The sequence below is a fragment of the Vreelandella halophytica genome (genome assembly GCF_968193635.1).
This window is the reverse complement of record NZ_OZ309107.1, coordinates 2057419-2075970: the sequence shown is the minus strand read 5'-3', so window position 1 is coordinate 2075970 and position 18552 is coordinate 2057419. Positions and strand designations below refer to the sequence as shown.

The following is an 18552-nucleotide window of genomic DNA, read 5'->3' as shown; positions in this document are numbered from 1 at the left end:
GTGCGCGTATAAATATTTTAATTAAAAAGTGCCGGCGCGGCGGTATTTTACTGGTTTGCGCACAAAACAGCGAAGAAAAGGCGGCACGGCTTTGACAGCGCCGCGGCGAGTGCCTATCATTGCGCGCCTATGTCGACCTCACAACTCCCCAGTCGGGTTGAGCCTTACAAGCTTGCAGCCCGCCACGAACGACTCGAAGGCCAAGTGGCGCTTGATAAGTTGCCACGTCTTGCCGAAGAGGCAGGCGAACAAACCGGCGAGTGCTTTGCATCGCTCGAGTTTGGTATCGATGCCCAGGGTCGCCGTGAAATTCGTGGCCAGTTGCGCGCAACGCTTTCGCTTGCGTGCCGGCGCTGCCTGGTGCCGCTGAGCCAGGATGTCTCCAGCGACTTTCTTCTGGGCATGGTGTCCGACGAGGCGCTGGCGTCCGAGCTGCCCGCCAGTCACGAGCCCGTGCTGGTGGAGCGCGAACAGCTGGACCTGCTCACCGTGATCGAAGACGAGCTGATCCTTAGCTTGCCTCAGGTGGTCTACCACGCCGAGGAAGAGTGCTTTGTCTCGGCAGAGCAACTGGTCAGTAAAACCGACGGCGCGGACGAAGAGCCCGCGCCTCGATCGAATCCTTTTGCGGTGCTTGGCGCCTTGAAGGATAAAGATTCATCCGACGGTAAGAAATAAGCAGCACTTACCCATCCACTTTTGGAGTAACTACTCATGGCAGTTCAAAAGAACCGTAAAACTCGTTCCAAGCGCGGCATGCGTCGTAGCCACGATGCCCTGACAGGCCCGACGCTGTCTCAGGACAAAGAAACCGGTACGACACACCTGCGCCACCACGTCGCGCCGGATGGTTTCTACCGCGGTCGTAAGGTGGTCGAGGTATAAGCCTCGAGCCTCTTTCAAGCGGCAAAGCAGAGCCAGAATCTCGTGCGCCTGGCGATTGATGTCATGGGGGGCGACCAGGGCCCCCGCGCCATCATCGAAGGCTGTGCCAGAGCGGTGATTGAACGCCCTGACCTCGAGCTGGTTCTGTTTGGTCCGTCTCAGCACCTGGCGGCTGAGTTAGCACGTTTGCCGCGGCCCCTGGCTGCGGCAACGTCACGTTTGGCGGTCAGTAATGCACCAGAGCAGGTGTTGCCGGACGCCACGGCTGCCTGGGCGCTGCGTCATGGCCAGGCCACCAGTATGGCCGCCATGTTGCGCTGCGTGGCAACAGGCGATGCCGTGGCGGGGCTAAGCGCGGGCAATACCGCCGCCCTGGTCGCCCTTGCCCGGCGCGAAGTCGGGTTGTTCGATGGCCTTTCGCGTCCGGCAATTAGCGCGTCCATTCCCAGCGGGCAGCAAAAGCGCTGCTATCTGCTCGATTTGGGCGCTAACGTGGATTCGCCGCCGGCCAGGCTCGTCGATTTCGCCATCATGGGTGCGGCGATGGCGCAGTGCCTGGACGGGGTCGAGCGGCCCAAAGTGGCGCTTTTGAACGTGGGAAGCGAAGCCATGAAAGGCAGTGCCTGCGTGCGCGAAGCCGACCAGGTGTTAAAGCAGCATAGCGCAGCGCTGGGTTTCGACTACCGTGGCTACGCTGAGGGTGATGCCATTTACCAGGGGAGCCTGGACGTTGTCGTCTGCGATGGCTTCGTCGGTAATGTGGCCCTCAAGGCCAGCGAGGGCTTGACCCGGATGCTGGCCGAGCGTACCCGGGTGGCGTTCGAGTCGCGCTTTCGCGCTCGCCTGGCGAGCCTGTTGATTCGGCCTTTATTGCGCCAGCTCAAACAGGAGTTGAATCCAGTGCGCTATAACGGGGCGAGTCTGTTAGGGCTTAAAAAAAGTGTCCTCAAAAGCCATGGTAGTACCCAGGCCGATGGTTTCTACTACGCTATTGAGCGCGCGCTGCACGAAGTAGCGCAAAATTTGCCCGCGCGGATCGAGCGCCTGCTAAACGAGCGGGGCGCACGCGTCTCGGGTATCACAACAACGCATTGATGGTTTATTGAATAGTTTATTGGCAGGTCCAGGCGTCGCGTCGGCGCCGGTAATGCTGCCCATACGCTCGGATGAGCAAATGCCTACTAGAGCAAAGGTGAACGACATGTCTCAACCCCTTGCCCTCGTTTTTCCCGGCCAGGGTTCGCAGCAGCTTGGCATGCTACGCGAACTGGCCGAGCGCTATAGCGTGGTGGGAACGACATTTGAGGAAGCGTCAGATGCTTTAGGTTTCGATCTATGGAAAATCGTCCAGGATGGCCCGGAAGAGGCGCTCAACAAAACGGCATGCACTCAGCCGGCGCTTTTGACCTCGAGCGTGGCGATCTGGCGCGTGTGGCAAGAGCTCGAAGGCCCGCGCCCTGGCATCATGGCCGGCCATAGCCTGGGCGAGTACAGCGCCATGGTGTGCGCCGGGGTGATGGGATTTGCCGAAGGCGTGCGCCTGGTGCGCATGCGCGGCGAAGCCATGCAGGACGCCGTGCCCGAAGGGGAAGGCGGCATGGCGGCCATTTTGGGCCTCGATGACAGCGCCGTCGAGGCGGCGTGTGAGAGCGTGGCTCATAACGAGGTCGTCTCCGCGGTGAACTACAATTCGCCCGGTCAGGTGGTGATCGCCGGCAACAAGGGAGCCGTTGAACGCGCCATCGTGGCCTGTCAGGAAGCCGGTGCCAAGCGGGCGATGGCATTACCCGTGTCGGTGCCTTCGCACTGTGCGCTGATGCGCCCGGCTGCCGAGCGGCTGAGCGACTACATGAAAGACATCGAATTTCGCACGCCGCGCTACACCGTGGTTCAGAACGTCGACGGTCTGGCGCACTCCGATGTCGAAACGCTGCGCACCCGGTTGATCGAGCAGCTCTATCAGCCGGTGCGTTGGTCCACCTGCGTAGAGGCGATGGCCAAGCAGGGCGCGAACGTATTCATCGAGTGCGGGCCAGGCAAGGTGCTAACCGGGCTCAATAAGCGTATCGTGCGCGCAAGCAAAGGGCTTGCAGTAAACGACCCGGACTCGCTGGACCAGGCGCTCGAGCTTGCTCGCGAAGCATTGGCCGACAGCAGCGCCTAAGCGCTACACTGCACAAACTCTTAAATGGTTAAAGGCAAAGCGTTATGACCCAGGAACGTCAGGAACGTAAAGTTGCGCTGGTCACCGGCGCCAGCCGGGGCATCGGTCGTGCCATCGCCCACGAGCTCGGCCGTCAGGGTCGAATCGTGATCGGCACCGCCACCAGCGAAGCTGGCGCCCAAAAAATCGACGACGATTTGAAAGAACAGGGTATCGAAGGCGCTGGCCTGTGTCTGGATGTCACCGATCAGGCCAGCATCGACCAGGTATTGAAAGCGATCAACGAGCGCTTCGAGGCGCCTACCATTTTGGTCAACAATGCCGGTATCACCCGTGATAACCTCTTGATGCGTATGAAAGAGGACGAGTGGGACGCGGTCATGGATGCCAACCTGAAATCCGTTTATCGTGTAAGTAAAGCTTGCCTTCGCGGTATGACAAAGGCACGCTTTGGGCGTATCGTGTCGATCAGCTCGGTGGTGGCCACTATGGGCAATCTTGGCCAGACCAACTATGCTGCTGCCAAGGCAGGCATGGAAGGCTTTAGCCGGGCGCTGGCACGCGAAGTCGCCTCCCGGGCGATTACCGTGAACAGCGTTGCTCCGGGCTTTATCGCCACCGATATGACCGAGTCGCTGCCCGAAGCGCAGCACGAGGCGCTGTTGAAGCAGATACCCCTGGCACGTTTGGGCGGGCCCGAGGAAATTGCCGCCGCCGTCGGCTTTTTGACAAGTGATGCCGCCGGCTACATTACCGGCGAGACACTGCATGTTAACGGCGGCATGAATATGCGTTGATGGCCTGGGGTTGGCGGTTGCGTCGGCCCCGGGGCGTCTATAAACTACCCCGCAGCTTTTTGCTTGCGGTTTCCTATCTAGCTGGTTATCAATACGGCTAACTGTGAATGACTGGAGTACGTTGATGAGTACTATTGAAGAGCGCGTTAAAAAAGTTGTGGCTGAGCGCCTGAACGTGAAAGAAGAGGACATCCAGAACAGCTCTTCTTTTACTGAAGACCTGGGTGCTGACTCGCTTGACACCGTTGAGCTGGTAATGGCGCTGGAAGAGGAATTCGACACCGAAATCCCTGACGAAGAAGCCGAAAAGATCACGACGGTTCAAGAGGCCATCGACTACGTCAACGCCCATCAGTAAGGGTTTGGTCGACGCAGGAGCTTCGGGTAGTCGGTGACTACCCGGCGTGAAAAAAGCCGCCCTGGCTCAGGGCGGCTTTTTTTGTATCGGAGGTTGAGTGAATTCACCCCGCAATCTCCGTTATACTAGACAGAATTTTTCAGCAATGGCCGTTAAGGGTCTTGTACCAAGGATGCCGGGAGGAGAGCTGATGGCGCGAAGAAGGGTAGTAGTCACCGGGTTGGGCCTGGTGACACCGGTCGGCAATACGGTCGAACAGTCATGGGCCAACATCGTTGCGGGTAAAAGCGGCATAGCGCCGATCGAGCATTTTGATGCCAGCAGCTTCAATACGCGCTTTGGAGGGTCGGTCAAGGATTTCGATATCAGCGGGTATCTCAATCCCAAGGACGCCCGCAAGATGGACCTGTTCATCCAGTACGGCATGGCCGCGGGTAGTCAGGCCATCACCGATGCCGGTATCGAGTGCACCGACGAGAACGCCGCGCGCATCGGCGTGGCGATCGGCTCGGGTATCGGCGGCTTGCCAATGATCGAACAGAACCACAATGCGCTCAACAAGGGCGGGGCGCGGCGTGTTTCGCCGTTTTTCGTACCGGGCTCCATCATCAACATGATTTCGGGCAACATGGCGATCCAGCACGGCTTCAAGGGGCCGAACATTGCGATCACCACGGCGTGTACCAGCGGTACCCACAACATTGGTTACAGCGCGCGGACCATCGCCTACGGGGATGCCGACGTCATGGTGTGCGGTGGCGCCGAGATGGCCACGACGCCGCTGGGGCTTGGCGGTTTCTCCGCGGCGCGGGCGCTTTCCACGCGCAATGACGACCCTCAGGCGGCCAGCCGCCCCTGGGATGCGGATCGCGACGGTTTCGTGCTCTCCGACGGCGCCGGTGTGCTGGTGCTCGAAGAGTACGAGCACGCCAAGGCGCGCGGGGCGAATATCTACGCCGAACTCTCGGGTTTTGGCATGAGCGATGACGCCTATCACATGACCGCTCCGCCGGAAGACGGCCGTGGCGCGGCGCTTGCCATGAGCAACGCCATCAAGGATGCCGCCATCGACCCGGAGAAAGTGGACTATATCAACGCCCACGGTACCTCGACCGCGGCCGGCGACCTGGCCGAGAGCCGGGCCATCGAGCGCGTGATCGGAAGCGCTGCGAAAAACGTGGCGGTCAGCTCGACCAAGTCGATGATTGGCCACTTGCTGGGGGCGGCCGGCGCGGTAGAAGCGGTGTTCTGCATTTTGGCGATTCGTGACCAGGTCGCACCGCCCACCATCAACCTGGATAACCCCCAGCCAGGCTGCAATCTCGACTACGTGCCCCATACGGCGCGCGAGATGCGCATCGACACCACGCTCTCCAACTCCTTCGGGTTTGGCGGCACCAACGGCTCGCTGCTGTTTACGCGGGTGTAAGCGTTCATGTCCGCCACCCAGGTGCCCGTTGACGACCGTGGGCTCGCTTATGGTGATGGGCTGTTCGAAACGGTGCTAATGCGCGCGGGCCAGCCGCTTTTGTGGTCTTACCACGTAAAGCGGCTGGCCCGCGGCTGTGAGCGCCTGCAAATTCCCATGCCAGCGCTTTCGGCTCTAGAGGCAAGCTTTACCCGCGCCCCGGATAGCGAGCTTGAAGTGCTCAAACTCGTGCTGACCCGGGGCAGCGGTGGCCAAGGATACAAAGCGCCGCTTCCACCCGAACCGAGGCTCCTGCTAAGCCGTCGACCGTTTACGGCCCCGGTAGAGCGCTGGCGCGAGGGCGTATGCGTGCGCCTTTGCGATCTCCGTTTGGGGCATCAGCCCCGCCTGGCGGGGATCAAACACTTGAATCGTCTCGAGAACGTGCTCGCACGCCAGGAGTGGGAGACCCCGGATATTCATGAGGGTATTCTGGCCGACACGGGCGGGCGCGTGATCGAGGCGATCAGCATGAACGTTTTTTGGTCCGACCAGGGGCGCTTTTACACCCCCGGGCTCGAGCGGTGCGGGGTGGCCGGTACGCTGCGGGAAGCGCTCGTCGAACGAGGCACGGTGCTCGAGGGCGAGCTCGATGTCGGCGCGCTTGCAAGCGTCAAAGGGCTTTGGGTGGGCAACTCCGTTCAGGGCGTTTGGCCGGTACGCACCCTGCTCGATAGCAGGGGCGAGGTGCTCGCTACTTGGCGGGGAGGCGATGCTTCGCTTCAACGCCAGGCGCACCGCTTGCTGGGCTACCCTGAATCATTTTGATACGAGGCTTTGAGTAACATGGTGAAACGGTTACTGACCGCAGGTTTGGTTCTGGTGGTGCTGGCCGCTGCCGTGTTGGCCGGTGGCTACGTGTACTGGCAAAGCCGCCTCAATGCGCCGGTGGCACTCGATGAGCCTACGCTCTACTACGTACCGCCGGGGGCAGGGTTCAACCAGGCCCTTCGCGAGCTCGACGAGCAAGGCATCGTCGATGACACCTGGGCATTCCGGCTACTGGCCCGGGTAGCGCCGGAGCGCATTCCCCGGCTGCGGGTGGGCGAGTATCGCATCACGCCGGAGATGAGCGCGATGGAGGTCATGGAGCTTTTGGGAAGCAGCAACGTGGTCACCTATCGGCTCACCGTTCCCGAGGGGTGGACGTTTGCTCAGATGCGCGCGCGCCTCGATAGTGCCGAAAAGCTCGCCCACGAAACCAGCGGGCTGAGCGATGCGGAGGTCATGGCGGTTTTGGAGCGGGAAGGTACCTACCCCGAGGGCTGGTTTTTTCCGGATACCTACCGCTACCACCTGGGCATGAGCGACGTGGACATTCTGCGCCAGTCGATCGAGCGTATGGAGCGAATGCTCGATGAGGCCTGGCAAAACCGCGACGACGATCTGACGATCGATACGCCCTATGAGGCCTTGATCATGGCCTCGCTCATCGAGCGCGAAACCGGCGCGCCGGAAGAGCGGCGCGAAATCGCCGGGGTGTTCAAGCGGCGCATGGAGCAGGGGATGCGCCTGCAAACCGATCCGACGGTGATTTATGGCATGGGCGAGCGCTACGAAGGGCGCATTACCCGGGCGGATTTGCGCGAAGCCACGCCCTACAACACTTACGTGATCGACGGCATGCCCCCCACACCGATTGCCATGCCCGGTGCGGCTTCTTTGGAGGCGGCGGTGAACCCGTTGCCCGGCGAAACGCTCTATTTCGTATCGAAAGGCGACGGCACGCACCATTTCTCGCGCACGCTCAGAGAGCACAACAACGCCGTCAACCGCTATATTCGCAACCAGTAACGAGAGGGCGCCGGGCAAGCCCCGGCGCTGTAAAGCTATTTTATGAGGTTTCAATGACCGAGCGCGGGCGCTTTATTACCCTGGAAGGGGGCGAGGGAGTGGGCAAGTCCACCAACGTCGCGTTTGTGGCCGCCTGGCTCGAGGCGCAGGGGCTCGAAGTGGTCTGTACGCGTGAGCCCGGTGGCACACCGGTTGCCGAATCGATCCGCGCGCTACTGCTGGCCACCACGTTCGACGAGCCGCTGCATACCGACGCCGAGCTTTTGCTCATGTTCGCCGCTCGGGCCCAGCACCTGGCCGAAAAAATACTCCCGGCGCTCGAGCGCGGGGCCTGGGTGGTCTGCGACCGGTTCACCGATGCCACCTTTGCCTACCAGGGGGGGGGGCGCGGTATCGATGTCCAGCGTATCGAGATCCTCGAGCAGTTCGTCCAAAAGGGGCTGGCGCCGGATTTGACCCTGCTGCTGGACATGTCTCCCCAGGCCGCCAGGGATCGCCTCGAGGGGCGGCTGCGCGCGGAAAACACCCAGCGCGACCGCTTCGAACAGGAGCAGGCGGACTTTTTCAGCGCGGTACGAAGTGCCTACCGGGCCCGCGCCGATGCCAGCCCCGAACGCTTTGCGGTGATCGATGCGGAACAGCCCCTCGAAAAGGTCCAGGCCGCGCTTGAAAACGCGCTGACCGAGCGGGTGCTGCCATGGCGCTAGCGGATCTGCTTCCCTGGCATGGCGAAGTATGGCAGCAGTTCACTCGGCTGGCCGAAGAGGGGCGCATGCCCCATGCGCTGCTTTTAAGCGGTGCTCACGGGGTCGGCAAGCAGCAGCTGGCCGAGGTCCTGGTCGCGCGCACGCTCTGCGCGCACCCCGAAAACGGCCAGGCGTGTGGGCACTGCCACAGCTGCAGTATGCTGGCCTCGGGCTATCATCCGGATTTGATGCGTATTGCGCTCGACGAAGGCAAGCGCCAGATCCGCATCGACCCGATTCGCGAGGTCAACCGCTTCGTCCACCAGACCGCTCAGCAGGGCGGCTATCGGGTGATCGTGATCAGCCCGGCGGAGGCGATGAACAGCGCCGCCGCCAACGCGCTGCTCAAAAGCCTCGAAGAGCCCGGCGAAAGAACGCTGTTCATTTTGCTGTCGGACGTGCCGTCGCGGATGCTGCCGACGATCCGTTCGCGCTGCCAGCAGTGGTCGCTACCCAATGTGGCCTTCGAGCGCTGCCAAGGCTGGCTGACCGAGCAGCTGGGCAGTGAAGAAGCACTTTTTTGGTGGCAGGTCTCCGGCGGTCTGCCGCTTTTGGCCGTAGAGCTTGCCGCTCCACAAGAGCGCGCGCTGCGCCATCAGATCCACGACAGCTTCGAGCAGCTGGTGCGCGGCGCCGAGCCGGTTTCCGAAGCGGCCAGGCTCGATCGTCAGGCGATCGACGCCATTCTATGGTACGGTATCGCCTGGCTCGAGGACCTGATTCGGCTGGGGCTGACCGGGCAAACCACGGCGCTCCATAACCCGGATTTGGAGCCTCTTTATCGTCAGGCGGTGAAAAACGCTCGTGTTCAGGACTGGTTTAGGCTTCTGGACTACGCGCGGGAACAGCGTCGGCTCCTTTTTGCCGGCGCCAACCCCAACCCGCAGCTGGTGCTCGAAGCCTGGCTGGTACGTTGGTCGGCGCTTTTACGCTCCTGACCGGCAGCCGAGCCACTACCCGTCTCTACCGCCGCCCACTGTCCAGGAGGTATCGATGACCGCTCAAAAAGCGCTTTCGCTAACGGTGCCGGATATTCCCACGCTGCTATCGGCCTACATGCCTTATTTGGAGCGAGGCGGCATATTCGTGCCCGTCGAGACGTTCTATAGCCTTGGGCAGGTGGTGCATCTGCTGATTACCCTGCCCGGTGAAAGCGAACGGCTCAGCGTGACCGGAAACGTCGTATGGGTCTCGCCGGCTGGCATTAGCGGGCGGCGCATGGCGGGTATCGGGGTCCACTTTAGCCATCAGGACTACCCGGTGCGCGACAAGATCGAGACGTTATTGGCCGGCCAGCTGGATAGCGCGCCGGCTTCGTTTACCCTCTAGTCACGCCTGTCTATCGCTTTTATCTGCTCCACTGTTTATCGAGGCCCGAATGTTTGTTGATTCGCACTGCCACCTGGACCGTCTCTCGGAAAGTACCCACGGCGGCGACGTCGATGCCGCACTCGAGGCGGCGCGTGCGGCACGCGTCAATCAGTTTTTGGCCATTGCGGTGACCCTCGACGATATGCCCGGCCTGGCGGCGCTTTCGCGCAAACACCAGGACGTGGCGATCTCCGCGGGACTTCACCCGCTGGCAAGCGTCGTGGCCGAGCCGAGCGTCGAGGATATCAAGGAAGCCGCCGAGCAGTACGGCGTCGTGGCCATTGGCGAAACCGGGCTCGATTACCACTACCGCGACAGTGTCGGTGTCGAGGTTCAGCACGAGCGCTTCAAGCGCCACCTGATCGCCGCTACCGAGCTCGAACTTCCCGTGGTGGTGCATACCCGCGAGGCCAAAGAGGACACGCTGGCGCTGCTGCGTGCTCACACCGACCCAAGTGTGGCCGGCGTGCTGCACTGCTTTACCGAAGATATCGACATGGCGCGTGAAGCGATACGGCTCGGGTTTTATATTTCGCTGTCAGGCATCATTACCTTTGCAAGCGCTGCCTCGCTCAAAGAGCTTGCCCGGGCGCTGCCGCTGGACCGGCTGTTGATCGAAACCGACAGCCCCTATTTGGCCCCTGTGCCTCATCGCGGTAAGGCCAACGAGCCCGCCTGGGTGGTGGAAGTCGCCGAGTGCATCGCCGCAGAGCGCGGCATCAGCGTCGACGAGGTCGCCATGCAAACCACGGCCAACTTTTACCGGCTCTTTCGCGGCACCGTGCCCGACGCCCCGGCCCATGTCCAACAGGCGCTAGCGCAATCCGGCCTGGTTTGAACCATACTCGAGTCACGCTTACACCATGCGGTTGAGGACGCCATGAATATTGATCGACTGCTCAAACATCAGCCCGCTTCTGCGAATATTCCGCCGGTGGATCAGTGGCAGCCCGCGCTTTCCGGCGATATCGATATCGTCATTCAAGCCGACGGCAGCTGGCGCCACGAAGGCACCGGCTTTGCCCGCCCGGAAATCCCGCACCTGCTGGCGCGCCTGCTGCGCCGGGACGAGGCCGGCGTTTGCCTGGTGACCCCGGCCGAGCGCTGGCGGGTCACCGTTGAAGACTGCCCCTTCGTCATCGTCGAGGCGGATTTCAAAGAGGGCGCCTGGTGGTTCACCACTCAGTTCGACGACGTTGTCCGCCTGGACGACGTGCACCCCATGACCTTGAGTGCCGCGCCGAATGGCGACTGGATGCCGGAAGTCGCCATCCGCTTTGGCCTGGCCGCGCGGCTTCATCGCAACGTGTTCTACCGGTTGATCGACCAGGCCCTCCTCGAGGAGAGCGCAGCGGGGCAGCGGCTTTGCCTGGAGAGCGCCGGCCAGTACTACCCCTTGGGCGAGCTGGACAGCGCTTCAAGTAGCGATAGCGAGACGCCGTGAAGTTAACCCCGGAACAGCACGCGGTCGTTGGCCACGTAAACGGGCACGCGCGCGTCGCCGCGGTGGCCGGTGCGGGTAAGACCACCACCATGGCGGCGCGGGTGCTGCAGCTACTCGAAAACGGGGTGGCGCCCAAACGGATACTGGTGCTGATGTTCAACCGCTCCGCCCGGGAGGACTTTCAGCGCCGGCTGGTGAGCATGGCCCCCAAAGGGCAGCCGCTGCCCGATGTGCGCACCTTTCACTCGCTGGGCCACCGGCTGACCCAAAGCCTTTGCCGCTGGGGGGCGCTTGCCTCGCGACAGCTGCTCTCTGCGGACTGGCAGCTAGAGCGGCTGCTGCGCCAGGCGAGCTTGAACGTACTGGCCGACCAGGCCGAGCGCCGCGATACGGCCCTGGACGCGGACCGCCTGGAAACCCTGGCCCACTTCTGCGGGCTGGTTAAAGCCGATATGTGCACGCCGGAGGCGCTCTTCGAGCGGCTGAATCTCGACGACGAGAGCGACTACTTTCCCGACGCTTTTCACGAGGCAGAGCGGCTTTTGGAAAGTCACGCCCTGATGACCTACGCCGATCTGCTCTACCGGCCGCTTCGCGAGCTGGAGGCGGACGCCTCGCTTAGAGGCCGCGTCGAAGGGTTTCTCGATCACGTCATCATCGACGAGTACCAGGATATCAATACCGCTCAGCAGCGCCTTTTGAAGGTGCTGGCCGGGCCGTCGGCGAGCGTGATGGCGGTGGGCGATGCCAACCAGTGTATCTACGAGTGGCGCGGGGCGCGGCCGGACACCATGCTCGAAAACTTCACCGCCACCTTCGGCCGCGCCGCCGACTATCCACTATCGACCACCTTTCGCCATGGCCACGCGCTGGCGCTGGCCGCCAATCACGCCATCATGAACAACGTTCGCCGGCCCGATCAGCTCTGTCTGGCCGCCCCGGCAAGCGCGGCGACCCATATTCACGCAGGCCAGGGCACGCGGCTTTTACTCGACGCGCTGAGCGACTGGCAGGCGAAGGGGCGGCGTTTCGACGAGGCGAGCCTGCTGGTGCGCAGTTGGGCGCTGTCGGTGCCGTTTCAGCTGGCGCTTTTGCAGGCAGGTATTCCTTTCCGGCTGCTGCGCGAGGACCGTTTCGTGTTTCGCCTGCCCCTGGTGCAGGCGCTGGCGGGCTATCTGAAACTCGCGCGCCGTCCGGCGCTTTTGCACGACCCGGCCCAGCTGCTCTTGCTGCTGGCCCAGCCTACGCCTTTCGTGGCCCGCGAGCGGCTAAGCCAACTGGCGCACCAGCTAGCGGCCACCCAAACCTTTCCCGAGCGCAGCGACCCGATCATCGCATCGCTCAAGCCGATTCAGCGGCGCACGCTCAAAAAGCGCTGGGAGCTTCTTTGTGAGCTGCCGCGCCTCAGTGCCTGGCCGCCGGCGAAGCTTTTACAACACGTGGTGACCACCATCGAGGCGGAAAAGACGCTCAAGCGGGCCGCCGCGCGTCGTGACAAGGGCGAGGAGGACGTGCGTTTGCTCGACGTGCTGATCGAACAGGCGGAGAGTGTCAATGATCCGGACGCTTTTATCGAGCTGCTCGAGCGCCCGGTGGAGAACCAGGCGGGCGGGGTTTTGATCAGCACCGTACACGGCGCCAAGGGGCTCGAATGGCCGCTGGTGGCCGTGGCCGGGGTCAACGAAGAGGATTTTCCGCACTATAGCCGCGATAATCCGCTAAGCGACGAGCGCCTCGAGGAGGAGCGGCGGCTTTTCTACGTGGCGATCACCCGGGCTCAGCAGCAGCTTTTGATCCTTCATGATGGCGGCGCCCACCGCCCGAGCCGCTTCATTGGGGAGAGTAGCTGGTCGGACAGCGTGCGCATCGCCCAGGCGCTCGATCATGGAAACGCCCCGGAAATGCCGCTTCAGGTAAGCGCCAAAGCGCTCATCGAGCGCTACTTGAAGCGCCTGGGGCGTGAGGATATTACGTTGGCCTGCGCCGAGGTCAACGAGGCGAAAGGCGCTTATCAAGCCCTGGCCGAGTTCTACCCCGGACAGAAGCTGCGCCACGAGGTGTTCGGTGAAGGTGAGGTCGCCGCCGTGGAGGGGAGTCCAAGCGATCCGGTGATCGATGTGCGCTTCGTTCAGGCCGGGCGGCGCCGCTTGATTGCCCGGCGCGCGCCGATTACCTCCCTCGACCCCGTTGGGCCGGCCTGACCAGGCCGGCCGCATCGCGCTTACATATTGGGGTAGTTGGGCCCGCCGCCGCCTTCCGGTGCCACCCAGGTGATGTTCTGAGCCGGGTCCTTGATATCGCAGGTCTTGCAGTGCACGCAGTTTTGGAAGTTGATCTGAAACCGCGGCTGGCCCGCCTCGTCTTCCACTACTTCGTATACCCCCGCCGGGCAGTAGCGCTGCGCGGGCTCGGCGTATTTGGGCAGGTTGTGTTCGATGGGAATCGAAGGGTCGGTAAGTTTCAGGTGGCAGGGCTGATCCTCTTCGTGGTTGGTGTTGGATAAAAACACCGACGAAGATTTATCGAAGGAGAGCTTGCCATCGGGTTTGGGGTAGTCGATCTTTTCGAACTCCGCCGCCGGCTTGAGCGCGCCGTGGTCGGTCACCGTGTCGCGCAGGGTCGGCAGCTTGTTGCCGACCAGTTGGTTAACGAAGTTGAACGCGCCGCCACCGACGTTACCGTATTTGTGCATCGCCGGGCCAAAGCTTGCGTTCGCCTTGAGCTCTTCATACGCCCAGCTCGCTTCCCACCGGTCGTTGAAGCCGGTCAGCTCATTGGCGCCTTCGTCGCCCGCCTTGATCGCCTCGAAAACGCTTTCAGCGGCCACCAGCCCTGACTTCATGGCGGTGTGGATGCCCTTGATCTTGGCGAAGTTGAGCGTGCCCGCATCGCAGCCGATCAAAAGCCCGCCGGGGAAGGTCATGCGGGGCAGGCAGTTGAAGCCGCCCTTGGTGATCGCCCGAGCGCCGTAGGCCACGCGCTTGCCGTCTTTCAGGTACTGGGAAAGCGTGGGGTGGTGCTTCATGCGCTGGAATTCATCGAAGGGCGAAAGCCAGGGGTTCTGGTAGGCCAGGTCCATGATCAGCCCAACGACCACCTGCTGGTTCTCGGCGTGGTAAAGAAACCAGCCGCCCTGGGTCGAATTGTCCAGCGGCCAACCGGAGCCGTGCAGGACAAGGCCTGGCTCGTGCTGTTCGGCGGGTACGTCCCAAAGCTCCTTCAAGCCGATACCGTAGTGCTGCGGGTCGCGCCCTTCGTCCAGCGAGAACTCCTCGATCAGGCGTTTGCCCAAATGCCCGCGGGAGCCCTCGGCGAAGAGGGTGTATTTGGCGCGAAGCTCCATGCCCGGCATGTGGCCATCCTTGGGCGTGCCGTCGGCGGCCACCCCCATGTCGCCGACCACGATGCCGCGCACGGCGCCGTCTTCGATGATCACTTCCTGGGCGGCGAAGCCCGGGAATATCTCAACACCCAGTGCCTCGGCCTGTTCGGCCAGCCAACGGCACAGGTTGCCTGCACTGATCACGTAGCGGGTCTGGTCGCCGCCGGTGTTATGCATGCTTTTGGGCACCAGCGCATGGGGTAGCTTCCAGCCTTTCTCGCTATCCTTCAAAAGGTAGACATCGTCCCGGGTCGCCGGGGTGTTGAGGGGCGCACCGCGTTCTTGCCAGTCGGGGAAAAGCTCGTTAAGCGCGCGGGGTTCGAATACGGCGCCGGATAGAATGTGGGCGCCTACTTCCGAGCCTTTTTCCACCACGCATACGCTTAGTTCTTGTTCGGCCTCGTTGGCTTGCTGCATCAGTCGGCAGGCGGCTGCCAACCCTGATGGCCCCGCGCCAACGATGACAATGTCCATTTCCATGACATCGCGCTCTGCGTTTTCCACCTGGTCTCTCCTTATTCTCATAAGGCCCGTATCTTATGAAAACACGGCCTTAATTCTAAACGGTCGTTTGCTTCTGGTTATACCCAATGATAGGCATAATACCCGCCTCGGGTCACCTCTACGATGGTCCGCCCCGTATTTATCGGTGTTGTGGGCGCTTTGGGCGCAAAGCCTGGCGCCCTGGTGAATAGAAGACGACAGGCCGTTTTTGTTCAAAAATGCTGATCAACGGGTATTGTGACGCGTTGACTGGCTGTGGCACATTGACCTGAAGCCGATCTATCAAACGCTTGAATGAATTTCGCCGAACGCCCGCATCATGGCGCCTCGGTGCTGCTGTTAGCCTACGCGTGCCGATAGCGCGCAATGCCAACGCCGGGCCATGCCCGTCCAGGTCGAGGCTTTTACCCCAAGCCAAGCGAGGAAACTATGAAAGTATTGGTCGCGGTGAAACGCGTCATCGATTACAACGTGAAAATCCGCGTGAAGGCGGACCATTCTGACGTGGATCTCACTAACGTCAAAATGGCCATGAATCCCTTTTGCGAAATCGCCGTGGAAGAAGCGGTGCGCTTGAAAGAGAAAGGCGTGGCCACCGAAGTCGTGGCCGTTACCATCGGCCCCAAGGCCGCTCAGGAGCAGCTGCGCACGGCGCTGGCGCTGGGCGCCGACCGCGCGATCCAGATCGAAACCGACGAGCGCGCCGAGTCGCTAGCCGTTGCCAAACTGCTGGCCAAAGTGGTCGAGGAAGAACAGCCCGGCCTTGTGATTCTTGGCAAGCAGGCAATCGACACCGATAACAACCAGACCGGCCAGATGCTGGCCGCGCTCACCAACATGGCCCAGGGCACCTTCGCCTCCGAGGTGGCCGTTGACGGTGACAAGGTCAACGTGACCCGCGAAATCGACGGCGGCCTGCAGGTCGTTGCGCTGAAACTTCCGGCAATCGTGACCACTGACCTGCGCCTGAACGAGCCGCGCTACGCCAAGCTCCCCGACATCATGAAAGCCAAGAAGAAGCCGCTGGATGTAAAAACGCCGGCGGACTACGGCGTCGAGATGGCATCAAAAGTGAGCCTCGTCAAGGTCGAAACACCGGCAGAGCGCAAGGGCGGGGTGAAAGTGGCCTCGGTGGACGAGCTGATCGATAAGCTCAAAAACGAAGCCAAGGTCCTTTAACCGTCGCGTTCATCCGTTTTTAAGGAGTCATCCATGAGTATTCTGGTACTTGCCGAGCTGCACGAAGGCCAGCTCGCCAGCGCAACTGCCCACGTCGTGGCCGCTGCCCGCGAGATCGGCGGTGATATCGACGTACTGGTCGCTGGTGAAAGCGTACAGGCCGCAGCCGACGCCGCGGCCAAGCTCGACGGCGTCAGCCGCGTGCGCCTGGCCGACCACAGCGTTTATGCCCACCAGCTCGCCGAGCCGCTGGGCGCGCTTTTAGTCGCCCTCGCCGACGACTATACCCACATTCTAGCCAGCGCCTCGACCACGGGTAAAAACGTGCTGCCGCGCGTCGCCGCGCTCAAGGACGTCAGCCAGCTCTCCGAGATACTGGCGGTCGATAGCGCGGATACCTTCAAGCGTCCGATCTACGCCGGCAACGCCATCGCCACGGTAAAAAGCGACGACGCGCTGAAAGTCATGACCGTGCGTACCACCGCGTTCGACGCGGTGAGCGAGGGCGGCAGCGCCGCGATCGAGGCAGTGGATACTGTCGTCGAGAATACCCAGTCGCAGTTCGTCAGCGAAGAGTTGGCCCAATCCGACCGCCCCGAGCTTGGCGGCGCTAAGGTGGTGATCTCCGGCGGGCGCGGTATGGGTAACGGCGAAAACTTCAAACTGCTCGACGGCATCGCCGACAAACTGGGTGCTGCGGTCGGCGCCTCCCGCGCCGCGGTGGATGCAGGTTATGTACCCAACGACATGCAGGTGGGTCAGACCGGCAAGATCGTCGCCCCGGATCTGTACATCGCGGTGGGTATCTCCGGGGCGATTCAGCACCTGGCCGGTATGAAAGATTCAAAAGTGATTGTTGCGATCAACAAGGACGAAGAAGCGCCGATCTTCCAGGTCGCCGATTACGGCCTGGTGGGCGATCTGTTCGAACTCTTGCCGGCGCTCGAAAGCAAGCTTTAGGCCGGCGTCTTACCGCCCGGTTTAGCCGACTGCTTTGCAGTCGGCTTTTTATTGCGTCACTATTAGATAAAGCCCTGTTTGTTAGCTAAAGTGCTAGGGGCACGCAGCGGCGGACGGCGTTTGCATTTTGAGTAAAGAATCCGCTTGAATGGTTGAAAAGAGTAGGGCGTGACCGCACCTACTGATGTGAAGATCGAAAGTCACTCAAGGAGATGATGACATGGCACATACACTACCCGAACTCCCGTATGCCTACGACGCGCTCGAGCCGCACATCGATGCGATGACAATGGAAATTCACCATTCGCGTCACCACAACACCTACGTGACCAATCTGAACAGCGCCCTTGAAGGCACCGGTCTTGAAGACGTCGCGATCGAAGAGCTGGTGGCCAACCTGGACCGTGTTCCGGAAGCCAAGCGCCAGGCCGTGATCAACAACGGTGGCGGTCACGTCAACCACTCCATGTTTTGGCAAATGATGTCGCCCAATGGCGGCGGTCAGCCCCAGGGCGACGTTGCCAAGGCGATCGAAAGTGAGCTGGGTGGTTTCGACACTTTTAAAGAAGAGTTCAAGAAAGCCGCCGTTGGCCGTTTCGGTAGCGGCTGGGCGTGGCTCTCTGTGACGCCGCAGAAAAAGCTGGTGGTCGAGAACACGCTCAACCAGAACAGCCCGCTGATGGACGGTAATACGCCGCTGCTGGGCCTCGATGTTTGGGAGCACGCTTACTATCTGAAGTATCAGAACAAGCGCCCTGACTACATCGCTGCCTTCTTCGACGTCGTCAATTGGGAAGAAGTCGAGCGCCGCTATCAGGCCGCTATTGCCTAAAAAGCGTTCGTCCTGGTGCACGCATAACGCGTCACCCAAAAAAGCCCGGCTTATAGCCGGGCTTTTTTTTGCTGTGGACAAGACGTTTTTTGGTCAATCGGCCAGCGCTCGATCAGTCGGACCGCGTTTCGAGACAAAGCGCGAACGGGGCATTTTTTAGCCGATAAAACGTATTTTATTCGGCCGATCCGGCGCTAATAATTCGCTTTTTTAACGCCACCCCGCGCGGGGGCCGCATCGCTATGCTGGGCATAGTTTGTCAATAACCTGTGGATTAAAAAATACTAGATATGCTTGAATTGATTTTGCTGTGATCTATATATAGTATTCGTAGTGTCTTTCGAAGGGGGCGGGTACTACATGTGCTCTACCCCAAAAATGCCGCTATGAAAAGGGAAAAATAGCCATGGCGATCCAGATTTATAGCAAGCCTGCCTGCGTTCAGTGCACCGCCACCTACCGCGCGATGGACAAGCAGGGAATCGAGTACACCGTGATCGATATCACCGCTGAAGACGGCGCGCAAAAAGAAGTCGAAGCGCTGGGCTATCGTCAGTTGCCCGTGGTTGTAGCGGGCGACGATCACTGGTCGGGTTTCCGCCCGGACCGTATTCAGGCACTCGCTTAATCTGCGGCTGTGTCAACAAAGCCTCACACCCCGTTGCCTG

20 protein-coding genes are annotated in these 18552 nt (G+C 61.4%); 19 read left to right on the top strand and 1 reads right to left on the bottom strand.

Features of this window, described 5'->3' with window-relative positions; all coding sequences use genetic code 11:
- The first annotated feature begins 129 nt into the window (after positions 1-129).
- The 15 genes from ACWHXT_RS09755 (at position 130) to ACWHXT_RS09685 (ending at position 13228) form a co-directional block, all read left to right on the top strand.
- Positions 130-678, top strand: coding sequence for a YceD family protein (locus tag ACWHXT_RS09755; protein WP_447926168.1), 549 nt, complete (start codon positions 130-132; stop codon positions 676-678).
- 36 nt (positions 679-714) lie between these two features.
- Positions 715-885, top strand: a complete 171-nt coding sequence (rpmF, locus tag ACWHXT_RS09750) for a 50S ribosomal protein L32 (protein ID WP_447528985.1) — start codon at positions 715-717, stop codon at positions 883-885.
- 42 nt (positions 886-927) lie between these two features.
- On the top strand, positions 928-1980 hold the full coding sequence (plsX, locus tag ACWHXT_RS09745) for a phosphate acyltransferase PlsX (RefSeq protein WP_447955691.1): 1053 nt from the start codon (positions 928-930) through the stop codon (positions 1978-1980).
- Between the two features lie 106 nt (positions 1981-2086).
- Positions 2087-3049, top strand: coding sequence for an ACP S-malonyltransferase (fabD, locus tag ACWHXT_RS09740; protein WP_447955690.1), 963 nt, complete (start codon positions 2087-2089; stop codon positions 3047-3049).
- Between the two features lie 44 nt (positions 3050-3093).
- Positions 3094-3846 (top strand): 3-oxoacyl-ACP reductase FabG, encoded by a 753-nt coding sequence (gene fabG, locus ACWHXT_RS09735; RefSeq protein ID WP_447926165.1) that lies wholly within the window; start codon positions 3094-3096, stop codon positions 3844-3846.
- A gap of 124 nt (positions 3847-3970) precedes the next feature.
- On the top strand, positions 3971-4204 hold the full coding sequence (gene acpP / locus ACWHXT_RS09730) for an acyl carrier protein (RefSeq protein ID WP_008956801.1): 234 nt from the start codon (positions 3971-3973) through the stop codon (positions 4202-4204).
- A gap of 190 nt (positions 4205-4394) precedes the next feature.
- Positions 4395-5633, top strand: coding sequence for a beta-ketoacyl-ACP synthase II (gene fabF / locus ACWHXT_RS09725; RefSeq protein ID WP_447955689.1), 1239 nt, complete (start codon positions 4395-4397; stop codon positions 5631-5633).
- A gap of 6 nt (positions 5634-5639) precedes the next feature.
- Positions 5640-6440: an aminodeoxychorismate lyase gene (pabC, locus tag ACWHXT_RS09720; RefSeq protein WP_447955688.1), complete on the top strand. Its 801-nt coding sequence runs from the start codon at positions 5640-5642 to the stop codon at positions 6438-6440.
- Positions 6441-6458: 18 nt separating this feature from the next.
- The gene (mltG, locus tag ACWHXT_RS09715) at positions 6459-7466 is read left to right on the top strand and encodes an endolytic transglycosylase MltG (protein ID WP_447926162.1); all 1008 of its coding nucleotides are present in this window, start codon (positions 6459-6461) and stop codon (positions 7464-7466) included.
- A 53-nt stretch (positions 7467-7519) separates the two neighbouring features.
- Positions 7520-8173 (top strand): dTMP kinase, encoded by a 654-nt coding sequence (gene tmk, locus ACWHXT_RS09710; RefSeq protein WP_447955687.1) that lies wholly within the window; start codon positions 7520-7522, stop codon positions 8171-8173.
- Positions 8164-9150 (top strand): DNA polymerase III subunit delta', encoded by a 987-nt coding sequence (locus ACWHXT_RS09705; RefSeq protein WP_447955686.1) that lies wholly within the window; start codon positions 8164-8166, stop codon positions 9148-9150. The genes tmk and ACWHXT_RS09705 overlap by 10 nt, the downstream gene beginning before the upstream one ends.
- Positions 9151-9205: 55 nt before the next feature.
- Entirely contained in the window at positions 9206-9541 is a 336-nt protein-coding gene (locus ACWHXT_RS09700; RefSeq protein ID WP_447528976.1) for a PilZ domain-containing protein, read from the top strand.
- A 49-nt stretch (positions 9542-9590) separates the two neighbouring features.
- Complete coding sequence (locus ACWHXT_RS09695) at positions 9591-10421, top strand: TatD family hydrolase (protein WP_447955685.1); 831 nt, start codon at positions 9591-9593, stop codon at positions 10419-10421.
- A gap of 42 nt (positions 10422-10463) precedes the next feature.
- Positions 10464-11027, top strand: a complete 564-nt coding sequence (locus ACWHXT_RS09690; RefSeq protein ID WP_447955684.1) for a DUF1285 domain-containing protein — start codon at positions 10464-10466, stop codon at positions 11025-11027.
- Positions 11024-13228: an ATP-dependent helicase gene (locus ACWHXT_RS09685; RefSeq protein WP_447955683.1), complete on the top strand. Its 2205-nt coding sequence runs from the start codon at positions 11024-11026 to the stop codon at positions 13226-13228. Before ACWHXT_RS09690 ends, ACWHXT_RS09685 begins: the two co-directional genes overlap by 4 nt.
- A 20-nt stretch (positions 13229-13248) precedes the next feature.
- On the opposite strand, the gene ACWHXT_RS09680 is transcribed toward ACWHXT_RS09685, so the two are convergent.
- The gene (locus ACWHXT_RS09680; RefSeq protein ID WP_447926155.1) at positions 13249-14913 is read right to left on the bottom strand and encodes an electron transfer flavoprotein-ubiquinone oxidoreductase; all 1665 of its coding nucleotides are present in this window, start codon (positions 14911-14913) and stop codon (positions 13249-13251) included.
- 429 nt (positions 14914-15342) lie between these two features.
- Here ACWHXT_RS09680 and ACWHXT_RS09675 point away from each other — a divergent pair, with 429 nt between their 5' ends.
- The 4 genes from ACWHXT_RS09675 to nrdH all read left to right on the top strand — a co-directional run bounded on the left by ACWHXT_RS09675 (position 15343) and on the right by nrdH (position 18512).
- Entirely contained in the window at positions 15343-16092 is a 750-nt protein-coding gene (locus tag ACWHXT_RS09675) for an electron transfer flavoprotein subunit beta/FixA family protein (RefSeq protein ID WP_447528971.1), read from the top strand.
- Between the two features lie 33 nt (positions 16093-16125).
- Positions 16126-17052, top strand: a complete 927-nt coding sequence (locus ACWHXT_RS09670; protein WP_447955682.1) for an electron transfer flavoprotein subunit alpha/FixB family protein — start codon at positions 16126-16128, stop codon at positions 17050-17052.
- Positions 17053-17272: 220 nt separating this feature from the next.
- Positions 17273-17884 (top strand): superoxide dismutase, encoded by a 612-nt coding sequence (locus ACWHXT_RS09665; RefSeq protein WP_447926153.1) that lies wholly within the window; start codon positions 17273-17275, stop codon positions 17882-17884.
- Positions 17885-18290: 406 nt separating this feature from the next.
- Complete coding sequence (nrdH, locus tag ACWHXT_RS09660) at positions 18291-18512, top strand: glutaredoxin-like protein NrdH (protein ID WP_447528968.1); 222 nt, start codon at positions 18291-18293, stop codon at positions 18510-18512.
- Positions 18513-18552 lie beyond the last annotated feature (40 nt).